The sequence below is a fragment of the Nostoc sp. genome (assembly GCF_036917195.1).
GTDB lineage: Bacteria > Cyanobacteriota > Cyanobacteriia > Cyanobacteriales > Nostocaceae > Nostoc.
Genome location: NZ_JBALDG010000068.1, coordinates 60,272 through 75,590, shown reverse-complemented (window position 1 = coordinate 75,590; position 15,319 = coordinate 60,272). Strand labels below are relative to the sequence as shown.

15 protein-coding genes are annotated in these 15,319 nt (G+C 41.9%); 7 read left to right on the top strand and 8 right to left on the bottom strand.

The features are described 5' to 3' along the window. Positions 1-9: 9 nt before the first annotated feature. The 3 genes from V7K40_RS22640 to V7K40_RS22630 form a co-directional block, all read right to left on the bottom strand. Complete coding sequence (locus V7K40_RS22640) at positions 10-1,308, bottom strand: folylpolyglutamate synthase/dihydrofolate synthase family protein (protein WP_334963661.1); 1,299 nt, start codon at positions 1,306-1,308, stop codon at positions 10-12. Between the two features lie 325 nt (positions 1,309-1,633). Beyond that, positions 1,634-1,759 (bottom strand): photosystem II protein Y, encoded by a 126-nt coding sequence (locus V7K40_RS22635; protein WP_273764542.1) that lies wholly within the window; start codon positions 1,757-1,759, stop codon positions 1,634-1,636. Between the two features lie 240 nt (positions 1,760-1,999). Then, the gene (locus V7K40_RS22630; protein WP_334726248.1) at positions 2,000-2,527 is read right to left on the bottom strand and encodes a gamma carbonic anhydrase family protein; all 528 of its coding nucleotides are present in this window, start codon (positions 2,525-2,527) and stop codon (positions 2,000-2,002) included. A 239-nt stretch (positions 2,528-2,766) separates the two neighbouring features. On the opposite strand from V7K40_RS22630, the gene V7K40_RS22625 reads away from it, so the two are divergent. The 4 genes from V7K40_RS22625 to map all read left to right on the top strand — a co-directional run bounded on the left by V7K40_RS22625 (position 2,767) and on the right by map (position 7,772). Beyond that, positions 2,767-3,279, top strand: a complete 513-nt coding sequence (locus tag V7K40_RS22625) for a TIGR02652 family protein (RefSeq protein ID WP_273764540.1) — start codon at positions 2,767-2,769, stop codon at positions 3,277-3,279. 119 nt (positions 3,280-3,398) lie between these two features. Further along, complete coding sequence (locus tag V7K40_RS22620; RefSeq protein ID WP_334963659.1) at positions 3,399-3,842, top strand: VOC family protein; 444 nt, start codon at positions 3,399-3,401, stop codon at positions 3,840-3,842. 142 nt (positions 3,843-3,984) lie between these two features. Next, positions 3,985-6,861: a pitrilysin family protein gene (locus V7K40_RS22615; RefSeq protein ID WP_334963657.1), complete on the top strand. Its 2,877-nt coding sequence runs from the start codon at positions 3,985-3,987 to the stop codon at positions 6,859-6,861. Between the two features lie 83 nt (positions 6,862-6,944). Then, on the top strand, positions 6,945-7,772 hold the full coding sequence (gene map / locus V7K40_RS22610) for a type I methionyl aminopeptidase (protein WP_334963655.1): 828 nt from the start codon (positions 6,945-6,947) through the stop codon (positions 7,770-7,772). Positions 7,773-8,255: 483 nt separating this feature from the next. Here the strand turns inward: map and V7K40_RS22605 are convergent, their stop codons facing one another. Beyond that, entirely contained in the window at positions 8,256-9,734 is a 1,479-nt protein-coding gene (locus tag V7K40_RS22605; protein WP_334963653.1) for a hypothetical protein, read from the bottom strand. A gap of 208 nt (positions 9,735-9,942) precedes the next feature. On the opposite strand from V7K40_RS22605, the gene V7K40_RS22600 reads away from it, so the two are divergent. Further along, positions 9,943-11,346, top strand: a complete 1,404-nt coding sequence (locus V7K40_RS22600) for an amidase (RefSeq protein ID WP_334963651.1) — start codon at positions 9,943-9,945, stop codon at positions 11,344-11,346. A 2-nt stretch (positions 11,347-11,348) separates the two neighbouring features. Beyond that, on the top strand, positions 11,349-12,062 hold the full coding sequence (locus V7K40_RS22595) for a Crp/Fnr family transcriptional regulator (protein WP_334963649.1): 714 nt from the start codon (positions 11,349-11,351) through the stop codon (positions 12,060-12,062). 93 nt (positions 12,063-12,155) lie between these two features. On the opposite strand, the gene V7K40_RS22590 is transcribed toward V7K40_RS22595, so the two are convergent. The 4 genes from V7K40_RS22590 to V7K40_RS22575 all read right to left on the bottom strand — a co-directional run bounded on the left by V7K40_RS22590 (position 12,156) and on the right by V7K40_RS22575 (position 14,410). Then, positions 12,156-12,497 (bottom strand): DUF5615 family PIN-like protein, encoded by a 342-nt coding sequence (locus V7K40_RS22590; protein ID WP_334963648.1) that lies wholly within the window; start codon positions 12,495-12,497, stop codon positions 12,156-12,158. A gap of 3 nt (positions 12,498-12,500) precedes the next feature. Beyond that, a complete protein-coding gene (locus tag V7K40_RS22585) occupies positions 12,501-12,827 on the bottom strand; it encodes a DUF433 domain-containing protein (RefSeq protein ID WP_334963646.1) in 327 nt (108 codons plus the stop codon). Between the two features lie 73 nt (positions 12,828-12,900). Further along, entirely contained in the window at positions 12,901-13,452 is a 552-nt protein-coding gene (locus tag V7K40_RS22580; RefSeq protein ID WP_334963644.1) for a GNAT family protein, read from the bottom strand. Between the two features lie 91 nt (positions 13,453-13,543). Continuing rightward, positions 13,544-14,410: an aldo/keto reductase gene (locus V7K40_RS22575; RefSeq protein ID WP_334963642.1), complete on the bottom strand. Its 867-nt coding sequence runs from the start codon at positions 14,408-14,410 to the stop codon at positions 13,544-13,546. A gap of 492 nt (positions 14,411-14,902) precedes the next feature. Here V7K40_RS22575 and V7K40_RS22570 point away from each other — a divergent pair, with 492 nt between their 5' ends. Continuing rightward, entirely contained in the window at positions 14,903-15,247 is a 345-nt protein-coding gene (locus V7K40_RS22570) for a hypothetical protein (protein ID WP_334963640.1), read from the top strand. Positions 15,248-15,319: the final 72 nt, after the last annotated feature.

Sequence of the window (15,319 nt, the reverse complement as noted above, 5' to 3'; positions counted from 1 at the left end):
AATTCGTAATTATGATTTACGAATTATATTGGTTGTAGATAAAAAATCGCCTACTAAATAAAGGGAACCACACAAAACGATTAAATTGTCTGTGGTAGCAGTTGAGGTTGCTGCTTCTAATGCTGTGAATAAATCTGGATAGATTTGGCGATCGCTTAATTGGGGACAGAGGCTGTAAGCTAGGTTTGATAAGTAGTCTAGGTCAGCGGAAGTTCTACCGGGCCAAGGTTCTACTGGTATTGGTACTAAATAAAGGCGATCGCCTGGTTGCAGCAGGGCGGCAAAAATATCTGCATGATCCTTATCGGAAAACATTCCCATAACCCAATTAACGGGCTTGTGGTTAACTGCGTCTAAGCTATCAACATACTGACGAAGAACTTGGGCAGCAGCTGTATTATGAGCACCATCAATTAATAATTTATGGTTGTTCCAGGTAGTCCATTGCATCCGCCCCGGCCACTTAGTTTTTGCCATGCCGTTAATTATGGCTTCGTTTGAAATCTGCCAACTCTGTTGTTGGAGAATTTCTAAAGCAGTTAAAGCCAAAACTGAATTAGTTAATTGAATTTGTCCGGCTAATGGTAAAGGATATTTAATTGATTTAGAATTTTGAATAGTTTGATATTCTACCCATCCTGACGCTAGTTGACGGGCGGGTTGAGGCGTAAAAATCGGACATTGTAATTCTAAAGCACGCGATCGCACAACTTTCTCTGCATCCGGTGGCAATGGCCCAACCACAACCGGACATCCAGGTTTGAGAATACCTGCTTTTTCTCTAGCAATATCGGCGACGGTGGGACCAAGTTGCTGCCAGTGTTCCCGGCTGATGGAAGTGATAATCGTAACCAGCGGTTCCAAGCAAACATTGGTAGCATCCAAGCGCCCTCCTAATCCGACTTCTACCACAGCCACATCCACTTGCTGCTGGGCAAAATACAACCAAGCAGCCGCCGTAATTACCTCAAACTGAGTTGCCGATTCTTCCTGAGGACGAATAGCAGCTTGGACTCTTTCTAATAATTGGCTCAATTCCTCAGAGGAAATTGGCTGTTCATTTAAACAAATACGTTCCGTCCAATCAACTAAATGGGGGGAAGTGTAGCGTCCTGTACGATAACCAGCCTCAGTAAGTACTGAGGAAAGATAGGCACAGACCGAACCTTTGCCATTGGTACCAGCAACGTGAATTACTGGCATTTGGTAATGAGGATTACCGAGATTTGCCAATAGGTTGACAATGCGATCAAGTCCCAAATGGACACCAAAGCGTTGAAGGGGTTGTATTACAGAATCGATATTCAAGGAAGGGGGAGTGGGGAGTCGGGAATCTTACTTGTTTAGGACTTACGCAAGAATTGCTAAAAAGCTTAATTTATCGTAGACATGTGGTGGCTTGCCGCAGGCTACCGCCAACTCTACCAGACACTACGCGAACGCCTCTAGTCTCACAGAAAAGACGCCAATAGAGCCAACTCTACCAGACACTTTGCGATCGCACAGCGTCTGGCAGAGAAGAATTCGGAGAGTGTGCCTAAGTCCTATTCTTTACTCAGAACTCGGAAAAGAGGAACTGACTGCCCCTGTGAAGAGAAACAGTCGGTTGAAGAGTGATGATATTGAGCCGAATTTAAGCTTCCCGATCAAAAAAGCCTTGAATTTGTCTTAAAGCCGCAGCGCCAATATTAAACACTGCCCAGCCAGCGGCAATGGCAATTGGTGCTAAAACGATCGCTATACGGAAATCGATATCCATATCTAGAACCCCTCTTTTAAGTAAAAATTAAAGTTTTGTCAACTGCTCTCATTTTTATTTTTAGCTGAAGTGGGCAACTTTTCCAACTACATATGTAAAGAATGTTTAAATTCTAGCTACCTCTGCCCCAGTCTTTTCTTGTTTACGAGACGCTGCGCGAACAATTTTGAATTTTGTTAGCGCAGCGTTAGCGAGTCCGCGAGCGTCATTTTGAATTTTGAATTGATTTCTCCCCACTCCCTAAGACTTCTTAAACCCGATATCAGTACCCTTACCAGCATGAACTAAAGCTAACTTTTGGTAACGTTTAGCGTGTTCAATGAGTTCTGCGGCTTCAGCTTCTGTTACTTGCCGTAACACTTTGCCAGGAATGCCCACAACTAGGGACAACGGAGGTACATCCTTAGTTACGACTGCGCCAGCACCGATAATGCTACCAGCACCCACTCGTACCCCGTCTAAAATCACCGCGCCAATGCCAATCAAACTTCCACGCTCAATGTAAGCGGAATGTATCACAGCGCGATGCCCTACGGTAACATGATCTTCTAAAATTGTCGGAAAACCAGGATCACCATGTAGAATTGCCCCATCTTGAATATTTGTACATTCGCCAATTTCAATCCGTTCTACATCTCCTCTAACCACTGCTCCATACCAGATGCTCGCCCCTGCTGCTATATTTACCGAACCCATAACAACAGCATTGGCTGCGATAAAAGCAGCTTGAGAAAAATCGACAGATGTCCAGTAAGAAGCGGTAGACACGATAGAATATGAATATGGTACCCAGGAATACTGGAGAAAATCCAACTTTTGAGGCTAGTTTCACAACCAGGATATCACAGCGTCAAGCCTCTACGCTGAGGAAAACACTAGTTAGCAATGTTACTGCTGCAAGCCCGTGTCTTTGCAGAAGTGAGCAAGTAACCCAAAGTGGCGAAGCCGAAGTGTATAATCCAACCTACTAGTGCTGGTGAAGACAAAATTATGTTTGTACGCACTTGATGATGAATCCAGGCTTGCAGTACCCGATGTTTGGACCTGAAATACAGTGTCCCCATTGTCGCCAGACTATTCCGGCGCTGACATTAACAGATACCTATTTGTGTCCGCGTCATGGCGCGTTTGAAGCTAATCCTAAAAATGGAGAGTTAATCCATTTGCAATCGGGACGTCATTGGCGAAGGTGGAATAATGAATGGTATAGACAGCATACTCATCCCGATGGTATTCGCTTTGAAATTCACGAAGCATTAGACAAGCTTTATACCCAAGGCTATCGAGCAACAAAAGTGATAATTGCTCAACGCTATCAGGAATTGATGAGTGGCTACTTGGAACGCAGTACACCTTGGCGTTCTGGACAACCGGAAGCTACTGCTGCTCGACTATACGGCTTACCCGTGGAGTTTAGCCCTGATACCTCAGAAGATGCCTGTTGGGAAGTGATTAATTTTGACTTGGAAAAAGAGCCTGGCGTCCCTGTACGCTACCCCTATTTCAGGTTATTTGAGTAAAGTTAGGGGTTAAAAGTTAGGAGTTAGGAGTAGAGACGCGATTAATCGCGTCTGTTAGGAGTTAAATTCAATTCATAACTCATAACTCATAACTTTACTCACAACTCCTAACTTTTGTTATGCACCACGTTTCTATTCGGACTGCAAATATTCATCGAGCGATCGCTTTCTACGAACATTTAGGGTTTACAATTTCGGAACGCTTTACTACAGGCTACACCTTAGCTTGCTGGATGCAAGGATTAGGCGGCAGAATTGAACTGATCCAAATACCCGAACCAAAGCCAGCCCCAGATGCTTTTGCTGACGAACATTATGTGGGATACTATCATCTCTCGTTCGATTTAACTGAGATTACACCAGATTTACCTAGCTGGTTGACAAATTTACAAGAACGTGTAGCACTAACCGCTGAGAGTCAACCCGAAGTATTAGAACCGTTGAAGGTACTTTTAGAACCGACACAACAGCAAATAGGCGATCGCATTTACGAAGTGGCTTTCATCGCCGATACCGATGGTTTACCTCTGGAATTCATTCGGGTTTTAGCAAAACTCCCATGATTTAGCTTTTTTATTACCTTTATTGCTAATATACTGTTTTTCTGTATTGTTACCGAAGTAACAGATTTTGTTGTCAGATTAAACTATGGTCACTCTCCAAAATAATTATGTAACTTAATTTACAGATATATCTGCTAAATAAATGTATGGATTTTCCAGATTTTATAAATATCCCTTGCCGCTATTACTTTTAAGCTTATGGCTAGTAGCAGTTTTTTTGTTAAGCGATCAACCTGCTCATAGCCAACATGCAGCTATATCTAACAAAGAAAAATACCAGTCAACCTTGCTAGCAAAAACAATAATGCCCTCAACACTGACAGAAAACGTCCGCAAGACAGTGCTGGAGAATGGTTTAACTGTTCTGACAAAGGAAGTACATACTGCGCCAGTAGTGACGGTGCAGGTGTGGTACAAGGTTGGCTCACGCAACGAAGAACCGGGCGTGAATGGCATTGCCCACCAGTTGGAACACATGATGTTTAAAGGTACAAAAAATCGTCCGATTCAATTTGGACGTTTGTTTAGTGCTTTAGGTAGTGATTCTAATGCTTTCACCAGCTATGACCAAACTGCATATTACGGTACTGTAGAACGAAACAAGCTGAAAGCGCTCTTGGTGCTAGAAGCAGACAGAATGCAAAATTCCCAGATTGAGCCAGAGCAATTAGCGAATGAAAAGCGGGTAGTAATTTCCGAGTTGCAGGGTTACGAAAATAGTCCAGAATATCGCCTCAACCGTGCCGTCATGCAGGCGGTGTTTCCCAATCACGCCTATGGGTTGCCTGTAGGTGGTACCAAAGCTGATGTCGAGAAATTTGAAGTTGAGCAGGTACAAAAATATTACCGCAATTTTTATAGTCCTGATAATGCCGTCTTAGTGATTGTTGGAGATTTTCAAACCGCAAATACCCTGGAAACAATTAAAGAAGTATTTGGCAAACTAGCAAAGAACAGTGCTGAGTCAAAAGCCTCACTCAACACTCAACACTCAACCCTCCCAACACTTAGCACTCAGCACGGGCTAAACGCCCCGCTAACAGCACGGGCTAAACGCCCCGCTAATAGCACTCCCATAGTATTGCGAGAACCGGGAGCAGGGAGGCTATTGCAAGCAGTGTATCCGCTACCGGATGCAAATCAACCGGATGTGCCGGCGCTAGATGTAATGGATTACATCTTGACAGAGGGACGAAATTCTCGGCTTTATCAGGCATTAGTGGAATCAGGTTTAGCTAGTGAAGTCACAGCATCGGTTACCAGTTTGCGAGAATCTGGCTGGTATGAGGTGGTGGTGACGGCTGGTTCTAAACAAGATTTGAAAAAAATTGACTCAGTGTTGAGTAGTGCGATCGCTAATGTAGCAGAAAAAGGTGTGACCTCAGAAGAAGTAAAACGAGCTAAAACTCAATTAACAGCAGACGTAATTTTGAGTAACCGTGATATCACTTCTCAAGCAATGCGATTGGGCAATGATCAGACAACTGCTGGTGATTATCGCTACACAGACCGCTATTTGGCAGCTGTCCGTCTGGTGAAGCCGACGGATGTTGTTGCTGTTATTAACAAATACCTGACAAAAGAAGCCCGGATAGCAGGCTTTTTTGAACCAACCCAGAAGCGGACAACAGGAGTTGGTGACAAACCAGACTCAGCCCAAACTAAAGAGAATTTCTCTCCTGGCGTACCCGTGCTTCCTTCTGAGGTAGCGAAATACTTACCACCTGTGGATTTAGTAACAGATACAATCTCACGAGTATTACCACAAGAATTCAAATTTACTAACGGACTGCGGATATTACTGTTACCCGATAATAGTACTCCCACCGTTACCCTGAGCGGATACATTCAAGCTGGGACGGAATTTGATCCAGAGAATAAAGCTGGACTGGCTGCTTTTGTAGCAGATAATTTGCTCAATGGTACTAAGAGCAAGGATGTCTTGACTATTGCCAAAGTCTTGGGAGAACGAGGAGTGAGTCTAAACTTTCAAACCTACCGCGAAGGTGTACATATCGAAGGTGATAGTTTAGCTCTTGATTTGCCGATAATCCTGGAGATATTGGCTGATGTTGTAAAAAATAGTACCTTTCCAGTCCAAGAATTGGAATTGCATCGCCAACAAACTTTAACTGATCTGCAACAGGAATTAGATGAGCCATCAGAAGTAGCTAGAAGAATATTTGTTCAGTCAATTTACCCGAAAAAACATCCCTTACATACTTTTCCTACAGAGGAGAGTTTACAGCAGATTCAGCGCCGAGATGTGATTGATTTCAAAGCCAAACATTACCGTCCAGACACGACAGTGCTAGCGCTGGTGGGAGATTTTGATCTAGACATTGTGCGATCGCTGATTAAAAATGAGTTTGGTGATTGGGAAGTTCGCGGCCAAGCACCCACATTAGAATATCCTCCGGTATCAATGCCGGAGAAAATAGTCAGTGTCAACCCAATTTTATCAGGTAAAACCCAAGCTGTTACTTATATGGGTTACACAGGTATTAACCGTTATGATCCTCGGTTTGACGCAGCCTTAGTATTGAACCAAATTTTGGGAGGCGATACCCTATCTAGTAGACTAGGTGCAGAAGTGCGCGATCGCCAAGGTTTGAGTTATGGAATTTATAGCTCTTTCCAAGCCGGGAAAAATGCAGGGACATTTGTGATTGAGATGCAAACTAGTCCAGGAGATAGCATCAAAGCGATCGCTAGTACCCGCCAAATATTACAGCAAATCCATCAACAAGGTGTCACTGCACTGGAAGTAGAAACAGCTAAACGCACCCTCATCAGCAACTACAATGTTTCTCTGGCAAACCCAGAAGAATTAACAGATAAGATTTTGATGAATGAGGTGTATAGACTAGATAAAGGAGAATTACACTCCTTTACCGATAAAATCCAGAAAGTCACTCTTGACCAAGTTAATCAAACGGCTCGTGAGTTACTCCACCCAGATCAAATCGTAGTCGTTACTGCTGGGCCATCTGTGTTGGCAGAAAAAAGCATTAGGTAGAAATGGGCACTAAGCATGGATAATAAAGAAAGAGAAAGCATTGATACTTCAGCGGCAAAACCACCAGTAATTATTAATTTCCTATGAACATTTTCAGTAACTTACTTCCTCAAACAACTCAGCCTACAACATCGAAAAAACAGCGCCGAGGAATTGAAATTAAATCGCCGCGTGAAATTGAAATCATGCGGCAATCAGCGACAATTGTGGCAACTGTCCTCAAAGAAATTTCTCAGCTAGTAAAGCCAGGAATGACCACGGCTGATTTGGATGCTTATGCAGAAAAACGCATCCGCCAAATGGGTGCAACACCAAGTTTTAAAGGATATCACGGTTTTCCAGGTTCTATCTGCTCCAGTATTAACAATGAAGCAGTGCATGGCATTCCTAGTCAGAAGAAAGTGATTCGTGTGGGGGATGTATTAAAAGTAGATACGGGCGCTTATTATCAAGGCTTTCATGGTGATTCTTGCATTTCAATTGCTGTCGGTGAAGTGACGCAAGAAGCTGCTAAATTAATTCGTGTAGCAGAAGAAGCATTATATAAAGGCATTGAACAAGTAAAGGCTGGCGTCTACCTGCTTGACCTAGCTGGAGCAATTGAAGACCATGTGAAAGTTAACGGCTTTAGTATAGTCGAAGAATTCACTGGACACGGTGTCGGTCGTAACCTGCATGAAGAACCTTCAGTATTCAACTACCGTACCCGCGAGATGCCAAATGTTAAACTCCGTGCGGGGATGACGCTGGCAATTGAGCCAATTTTAAATGCGGGTTCTAGACACACCCGGACATTATCTGACCGTTGGACAGCAGTCACTGTGGATAATTCTTTGTCGGCTCAGTTTGAGCATACAGTGCTGGTTACAGAGACTGGTTATGAGATTTTGACTGACCGTTCTAAGCTGTAGTCGTGTCAGTATTACGAGAAACCAGATCCCCGACAACTTTTACGAAGTTGGGGATCTGCAACTTGCAATTCTTACAAATAAAATAAGATTACTATAGTCTATTTTTTAATTTTGGATTAAGTAGATAAGCACAAATAAACCTAACTATGTTAGGACTTACGCAAGAACTCTCTAAAACCCTCTTTACTTTGTGTCCTTTGTGTCCTTTGCGGTTCGTTTTTTCATAATTTTGCGTAAGTCCTATATAACAAAATGTAAAAAGCTAGAAGCTCTTGTGATTGCTTCACTTCATTTCATAACGTACCCGACGGGAAGGCTTATACCAATTCTGTATGAAGATGCGCCAAACTACATGAGGAACGAACCGCAAAGGACGCAAAAAACACAAAGAAAGAAAGAAATAAGAAGCCAAGAAAATTTGGCACAGCCTCACAAAGAAATGGTATTACGCCAACGCAATCACATAGTTATAAATTTTCCCGCCTACCTACTTATTTGACTGATAGCTGCATAGTTAGTTTTATAAATACTAAGTGTTTCTTTAGCTTGTATAGAGACAGACGTATTCTCTGGAATAGTTTCTAATAAATTGATTGCTTGTTGCCATTTATCTTGTGCTTGCTGCCGAATTAGTAGCGAATGAGATGAATTTTGTCCAAATAAATTAGCTTCTATTGCTAGTTTTTGAGCCGATTCTAAGTTTGCTAAGGCTTTCTTTTCAATTAAGACTCTTTGACTGATAAATTTATAGTTAATCCGATAGTAAGCCAATTTATTCTTTGCCTGGTCATAAACTGATGTTTCATCAGGAATACTATCTAACAAATTTATTGCCTGACGCCATTTGTTTTGTGCTTGTTGCCATACTTTTAGAGGATGCGGTGGATTTTGAACCAGAGAAGCAGCCTCCATACCGAGTTTTTGAGCAGATTTAAAGTTAGCAATGGCTGCGCCAACCTCTGGGACGATCGCACTTCCTTCTTGAGTTAAACTTAGACTTTGCTTTTGAATTTTCCAACTAGCAAAACCTAAGATTAATAAACTTGAGGCGACGAGCAAAGCCGAACGAACTATTTTTTGTGTCGAAGATGGTACTATTTCTACATGCTGGCTAATAATTGCTTGTTTACTACTTTCCTGTTCAATCTTTTTTAGGGCTTGTTCTGCCTGTTTCCTTAAAGTGTCGCCCTGAATAATTAAAGCAACAATTTGTTCTTGGAAAAAATCACAATCATTCAGAATATCTGTCAATTCTTGAAATTTGCCATCACTCGATATAATTAATTCGTGGTCATCATCTAACCACTCTAAGACGAAGCCCGATTTACCACAAAAAGCAGACACCCCTAATAAAATATTTAATAAGCTACAACTATTTATAATAGTATTAAAAATATAATTTAACTTCTGTTGCAACTGTAATAATTCATTGAGAGAATTGTTTATATTTTGAATTTGATGCTCTAACAACTGAGAATTTTCCAAATATAAGTTAATCTTTAAGCTTTCAGCAATTACCTGAAAATTGGCGCGAAGGCTGAGATGATTAATATCATAATTTAGTTGATTGACCAACTGAACATCACTGAGAATATCAGTGGCTATTGCCTGCAAAAAATAACCCCATTCAATCCAACCATCAATTTTTGATTGTAAATCAGTTAATGAAATTTTAGTTTTTGAGTTGCCAAATTTTGCTGCTATAGCTGGATCTACTAACCCAGCACTAGGTATAAACAAACTAGTTACAGTACCTATTCGAGGAAGTGTAGCGATCGCAGAATTGTTGATGTTCTCAAATTTCAATTCTTCAGCAATTAATTTTTGAATATTCCGTAGTTGTTTTTGAGCGTTATTAATCAGGATAATTTGCTCCATTATTTCATTAGAATCGCCAATAGTCAGTTTGAGACTCGGAATCAGTGTTGGCAATTCACTAACAAGTATTTCTAGGTTAGCCATAAATACCCCTTAGGGATTTGTTGAAAGTTTATACGAAACAATTAAAATGGCTTGAGTAACAATATAACCACGCCTGTTGCATCTGAGCATCCTAAGTGAGTGACATATCTCAGGAGTTATAAAATGTATAGTTCCCGGAAATCCTGCTAAAGTAACAATTGAAGTTTCAAAATTCCAGAGAAAGCCAAAATTACCCATTCACTAACTTATGAATGAAGTTGATTTAGCGTTTACCCCAGCACTAGAGTTGGCGCAATTAATTCGTCGCCGGGAAGTATCACCGCTAGAGTTGGTGGAAATATATTTAGAACGGATTGGGCAGTTAAATCCCCAATTAGGAAGTTATTTTACGGTGACGGCAGAATTAGCGATCGCAGATGCCAAAGCTAAAACAGAATTATTGACAACTACCTCAGAACTCCCGCCATTTTTTGGGGTACCGATTTCCATTAAAGACCTCAATGCTGTAGCAGGTGTTACCTGTACTTTTGGAAATCCGGCATTACTGAACAATATTCCTAACTATGATGATGGCGTTGTGACACGGATTAAGCAAGCTGGGTTTACTATTCTTGGTAAAACAGCCACTTCCGAATTAGGTTCATTCCCATACAGTGAACCTACGGGTTTTCCCGCAGCCAGAAATCCGTGGAATTTAGAATACACCCCTGGCGGTTCTAGTGGTGGCGCAGCAGCGGCGGTAGCAGCGGGATTATGTGCGATCGCTCAAGGTTCTGATGGCGGTGGTTCAATTCGGGGGCCTGCGGCTTGTTGTGGTTTGGTGGGACTAAAACCATCCAGGGGCAGAGTGAGTAAAGCACCCGTAGGCGAGCGCCTGGCTGGAATTGCCGCCAACGGCCCAATAGCTCGGACTGTCGCTGATGCTGCTGCCCTTTTGGATGCCATATCTGGCTATGTCACAGGCGATCCTTACTGGTTGCCCGATCCCGAACCATCATTTCTCGCCGCCACTCAGACAAAACTCGGTGCTTTGCGAATTGCCTTTGACACTAGCATTTCTCCTTTGGGAGAAGCTGACGCCAACTGTCAGCAAGGTGTCCGGCAAACAGTCGAGTTATTAGAACAACTTGGCCACCAAGTCGAACAGAAATCCCCAGATTTTAGCGGTTTAGTTGAACCATTTCAAATCGTCTGGCAAGCTGGGGTGGCTGCGTCAGGACTTCCTGTTGAAGCCTTGCAGCCAGTGAATCGCTGGCTATTTGCCCGTACAGGTTCTGTTGCAGAATACCTGCAAGCAGTTTCCCAAATGCAGATAGTGGTACGGCAGATTGTGGCGTTTTTCGATACCGTGGATGTGCTGGTATTGCCAGTTTATCTACATTCACCTATCCGCGTTGGGGAATGGGCTTCGCTGAGTCCAGAAGAGACATTCCAAAATATTATTGAATGGGTTGCCCCTTGTCCACCTGCTAATGCAACTGGACAACCTGCGATCGCAATTCCTGTAGGCTTTGACAGTAAGGGTTTACCCATCAGTGTGCAGCTAATTGGCAAACCTGCGGCTGAAGCTACCCTGATCAGCCTAGCAGCACAATTAGAAGCGGCTAATCCTTGGATTGATCATCGTCCAGCCTTTGCAATATCAGGCTAATTATGCGGGCATCCTTGGAACAACTTTCACAAATTATTGTGTTTTCAGGTTTAGAAACAGCAGACAAAATAAATCTGCAACCTTATACTCAAGTGCAACTCTATCGCAAAGGAGAGATTATTCTGCATGAGAGCGATCACTTACCAGCAAAACTCTATGCTGTTATTAGTGGAGTAATTCAAGTTACCAAAACAGCAATAACGGGCAAAGAAACGATTCTCCGCGCCTTAACTGCTGGAGAAATTTTTGCGGCTCCTGCTTTATTAGGAAATGGAATTTCTCCGGCAACTGTGACTGCTGAATCTGATTGTGAGATTCTGACTGTAGAGCGAGATGCTTTATTAAAAGCTATTGGGCAAAATCCAGAAATTGCATTACGAATGCTGATGGTTTTTAACAGTCGGATTCAGCAATTGCATGAAACAGTCCACGGATTAGTTTCTGAAAGAGCTATTGTTCGTCTTGCCAGATTAATTCAATATTTTGCTGCTGAATCAGGAATTGAATCAAGTCCACAAGGCGAGTGTTTAAAAGTTAAATTATCTTATTATCGCATGGCTCGGAGTTGCGGCATTACTTACGAAGAATGTGTGCGGTTAATTAAAAGTTTGAAGTCAGTAATTGCCTATCGTCGGGGTGGGACGATTATAATCCTTGATGCTGAGAAATTGGATGCGATCGCTTCTGGTACAATACTACCTGAACATATTAAATAATCTGCTCTATAGGAATTCGGTTAGATTTTTATAAAAAACTACAAGACAATACAGATAAATCTCTCAAGTTTGCGCGGTTCCAGTAAAACCTTTTTAAGTGACTGGACGTACCACACGAATTAGTTTTCCTTGCAACGATTCTTCTGCTGTCACAGCCTCATTTATTCGGGCTGCAAACTGCTGCCAATTAGGATTGTTAGTGCAAACAATAATACCAAAATGATTGTAATTTCGACGATGCAAGCGAATAAAATCATCCCTGTTGATAGTTAAAATCGAGCGTTCCTGGCTAGTTGCAAATCCCAGCACTTCCTCATCTAGTATGCCTCGTTGTGCATTTCCTGCTTGCTGAACTGTCAAAACATCATGCCCCAAAGTGCGTAATAATTCCACAACTGGAAGCGGAAACTGCTCATCTGCATAAAAGCGTGCCATTAACTAGGCTACCTGATTTCGTTCGATGGCTAGTTCGATTTCATCGGGATAAGCTTCTGCATATCCCCAAGCATTAGCTAAATCTGTAGATGTAATGGTTGGATAGCTCGTCAAAAGGTCAGCATCACTATATCCAAGACGACGAGCTTCCACAAGTACCCAGACGGGAATACGAGTTTTAATGATGCGAGCATCTCCACCACAGACTCTGGGGGTTTTCTCTATTCCTGGCCAATTGCTACTGAGACTTTGAGCAAGTAACTGAATAGCCTGCACTTTTTCACCAGGACTGAGGGCAAGAAGTTGTTGTTCTAAGTCTTTGAGTGTCACGGATGTAAATCCTCTAATGTTTTCTCAGGCTACATTTACAATTTTATTTGTTCCCATGCAGTGACAACTAGAACTAAACATAAAGCCGCGATGCTTTCCACTCGTGGTCAAGGATAGCATAAATAAAATTGTCGTACCATCTACCTTTAATTAACTCTTTTTCCCGTAGATGACCCTCACGAAGCATACCAATTTTTTCTAATACCCTTATAGAAGCAATATTCTCCACAACACACCAAGACCAGATACGATGCATTCCCAGTTCTTCAAAGCCGAACTTTAAAATTGCCTGTGCTGCTTCTGTTGCATAACCTTGTCCCCAATATTGAGTATTTAGTTCATAGCCGATATTTGCTTCCCGCATTTCCCGGTCGTTTACACGAATACCACAATTGCCAATAAGCCGATTTTCTTCCTTAAGGACAACAGCTAACTGAAACTTTGTTCGTGGTTGCTCTTTTTGCTGATCAATAAATATCTCAATAAACTCGCAAACATCCTTTTGTGTCCGGTGCGTCCAATCGTTGTAACGCAAGTACAAAGGATCAGATTGATATGCAAAAACCGCCTGCCAGTCTGCCTCTATAAAGTCACGCATTAGCAAGCGGTGTGTTTCTAAGATCATGTCTTTTCTCTATGCGCTGAGTGCAGGCAATCTAAGAATTTTAACTTTTACATTTTGCACCCTGTTAAATCTACGTAAGCTAGTGGAATGATTAAGTTGCCTGATCAATTTTTTGCACTTCTTGATCAGATAGTTTCACATTTATAGCTTGTGCTGAGTCTTCGATACTGGAAATCTTGCTAGCACCAGGAATTGGCAAAATAGCAGGCGATTTGGAACGCAACCACGCCAAAACGATATTATACACAGACACGCCTTTTTCTTTAGCTAACTGAGCGATCGCGGGGATATCTTGCAAGTCCTGATGGCGACGCCTACCACCAAAGGGACTCCAAGGCAAGAAGCTCAATCCTTGCTGTTCGCAATACTTCAACACGCCATCTTTTTCTGGCTGTCGTTGCCAAGGACTGTATTGATTCTGTACCGAGACAATATCTACTACATCCCGCGCCCGCTTAATTTGTTCAACGGAAAAGTTAGAAACTCCTACAAACCGAATCAAACCAGCCTCCACTGCTTCTTTAACTGGTGTAAGGGATTCTTCAATGGTGTAATTAGAATCGGGAGAATGGTATTGCCAAACATCGATGGGTTTAGCACCACCCAACGCCTCAAAACTGACTCGAATTGTTTCGCGCAAATGTTCTGGGTTGCCGTTGCTTGTCCAGTTGCCATTAGGACGCATCAAACCGCCCTTAGTTGCCACAACTACTTGGCTAACATCGCCTTTGTAACTACTAAGTGCCTTGTGAATTAATTGCTCGTTGTGGTGCTTTTCTGACTCATCTTTGCAGTAAGAGTCGGCAGTATCAATAAATGTAATACCCAGATCCAAGGCCCGATGAATAACTTGGATTGATTGCGATTCGGGAGGGCGATTAGAAATTGACATGGGCATACCACCCAAACCGATCGCACTCACAAAGATACCAGTTTTTCCTAGCTGTTTGGTTTCCATGCTTCTAGCTATAGCTTTCTGCCCCAATTATCTACCAGCTAGCCAAAGCTTTTTTAGCGATTCATCAGAAATCTTCCCTAGTACTTAGATTTGGCGATAAGTGAATGGGCTACGAAGGGAATACTCTACTTAGGGATTAAGTATTCTATACACAGGCGCTGATGAAAATTGTAGAGGAAACTCGTACCAGATTGCAGCTAAAGCATCGACCACTCAGATATTGGTTCAGCGGCTGGTGCATTTTTACTATCTGTTTAAGCTTTTTGATTTACTGCTTAGTTTTTGATTTTGCTTCAGTTAAACTAACTTGCGAGCGCTTCTCACCAAACCAAATTAACTGTGAATTGAAGCGGTTTAATTTGCTGGGAAGTATGGAGATCAAAATGTTTGATCTCCAGGAAGCATACATTCTGACAAAGACTGGTAGCAAAAAAGCGAAAACTCATCAAGTTATGATTGTGACTTTATTTGGAGACTTTGCTCTGCTCTCACATGTTATATCAAGAGAATCAAGAAGTTGTCTTTAAAATTAACGATTTTATCAACTCTGGGCAAACTTCCCTATTAGTGCAGCAGAATCAGCGAAATTATCTATTTTTCTTAAATTTATTTACATTGATTATTATGATGAGCGCTACTTTTTTCGTCACATCACCTGTAACTATCTGCACCTTCTATAAGAGTATCAATAAGGTATTTATCGAACGAAAAAGTCTGCGTGGTAACCAAATTATTGAACATCCATTAGAATATATTCTGCGTTTTGATATCCAAGAAAAGCAATATAAATACTCCAAGCTTTATCGGGCTGTAATTGTGCTGAAATCATTTAAGTAAATCCCAATTAATCCACAATACACTGATGAAAATTGCATCAAATATGCAGTTTCTAGGATATACTCATTCATA

Coding starts and splice junctions, on each gene's coding strand:
- V7K40_RS22635 (WP_273764542.1), bottom strand. CDS start 1,759: ATGGATATCGATTTCCGTATAGCGATCGTTTTAGCACCAATTGCCATT.
- V7K40_RS22625 (WP_273764540.1), top strand. CDS start 2,767: ATGATGAATCCAGGCTTGCAGTACCCGATGTTTGGACCTGAAATACAG.
- V7K40_RS22620 (WP_334963659.1), top strand. CDS start 3,399: ATGCACCACGTTTCTATTCGGACTGCAAATATTCATCGAGCGATCGCT.
- V7K40_RS22615 (WP_334963657.1), top strand. CDS start 3,985: ATGTATGGATTTTCCAGATTTTATAAATATCCCTTGCCGCTATTACTT.
- map (WP_334963655.1), top strand. CDS start 6,945: ATGAACATTTTCAGTAACTTACTTCCTCAAACAACTCAGCCTACAACA.
- V7K40_RS22605 (WP_334963653.1), bottom strand. CDS start 9,734: ATGGCTAACCTAGAAATACTTGTTAGTGAATTGCCAACACTGATTCCG.
- V7K40_RS22600 (WP_334963651.1), top strand. CDS start 9,943: ATGAATGAAGTTGATTTAGCGTTTACCCCAGCACTAGAGTTGGCGCAA.
- V7K40_RS22595 (WP_334963649.1), top strand. CDS start 11,349: ATGCGGGCATCCTTGGAACAACTTTCACAAATTATTGTGTTTTCAGGT.
- V7K40_RS22590 (WP_334963648.1), bottom strand. CDS start 12,497: ATGGCACGCTTTTATGCAGATGAGCAGTTTCCGCTTCCAGTTGTGGAA.
- V7K40_RS22580 (WP_334963644.1), bottom strand. CDS start 13,452: ATGATCTTAGAAACACACCGCTTGCTAATGCGTGACTTTATAGAGGCA.
- V7K40_RS22575 (WP_334963642.1), bottom strand. CDS start 14,410: ATGGAAACCAAACAGCTAGGAAAAACTGGTATCTTTGTGAGTGCGATC.
- V7K40_RS22570 (WP_334963640.1), top strand. CDS start 14,903: ATGTTATATCAAGAGAATCAAGAAGTTGTCTTTAAAATTAACGATTTT.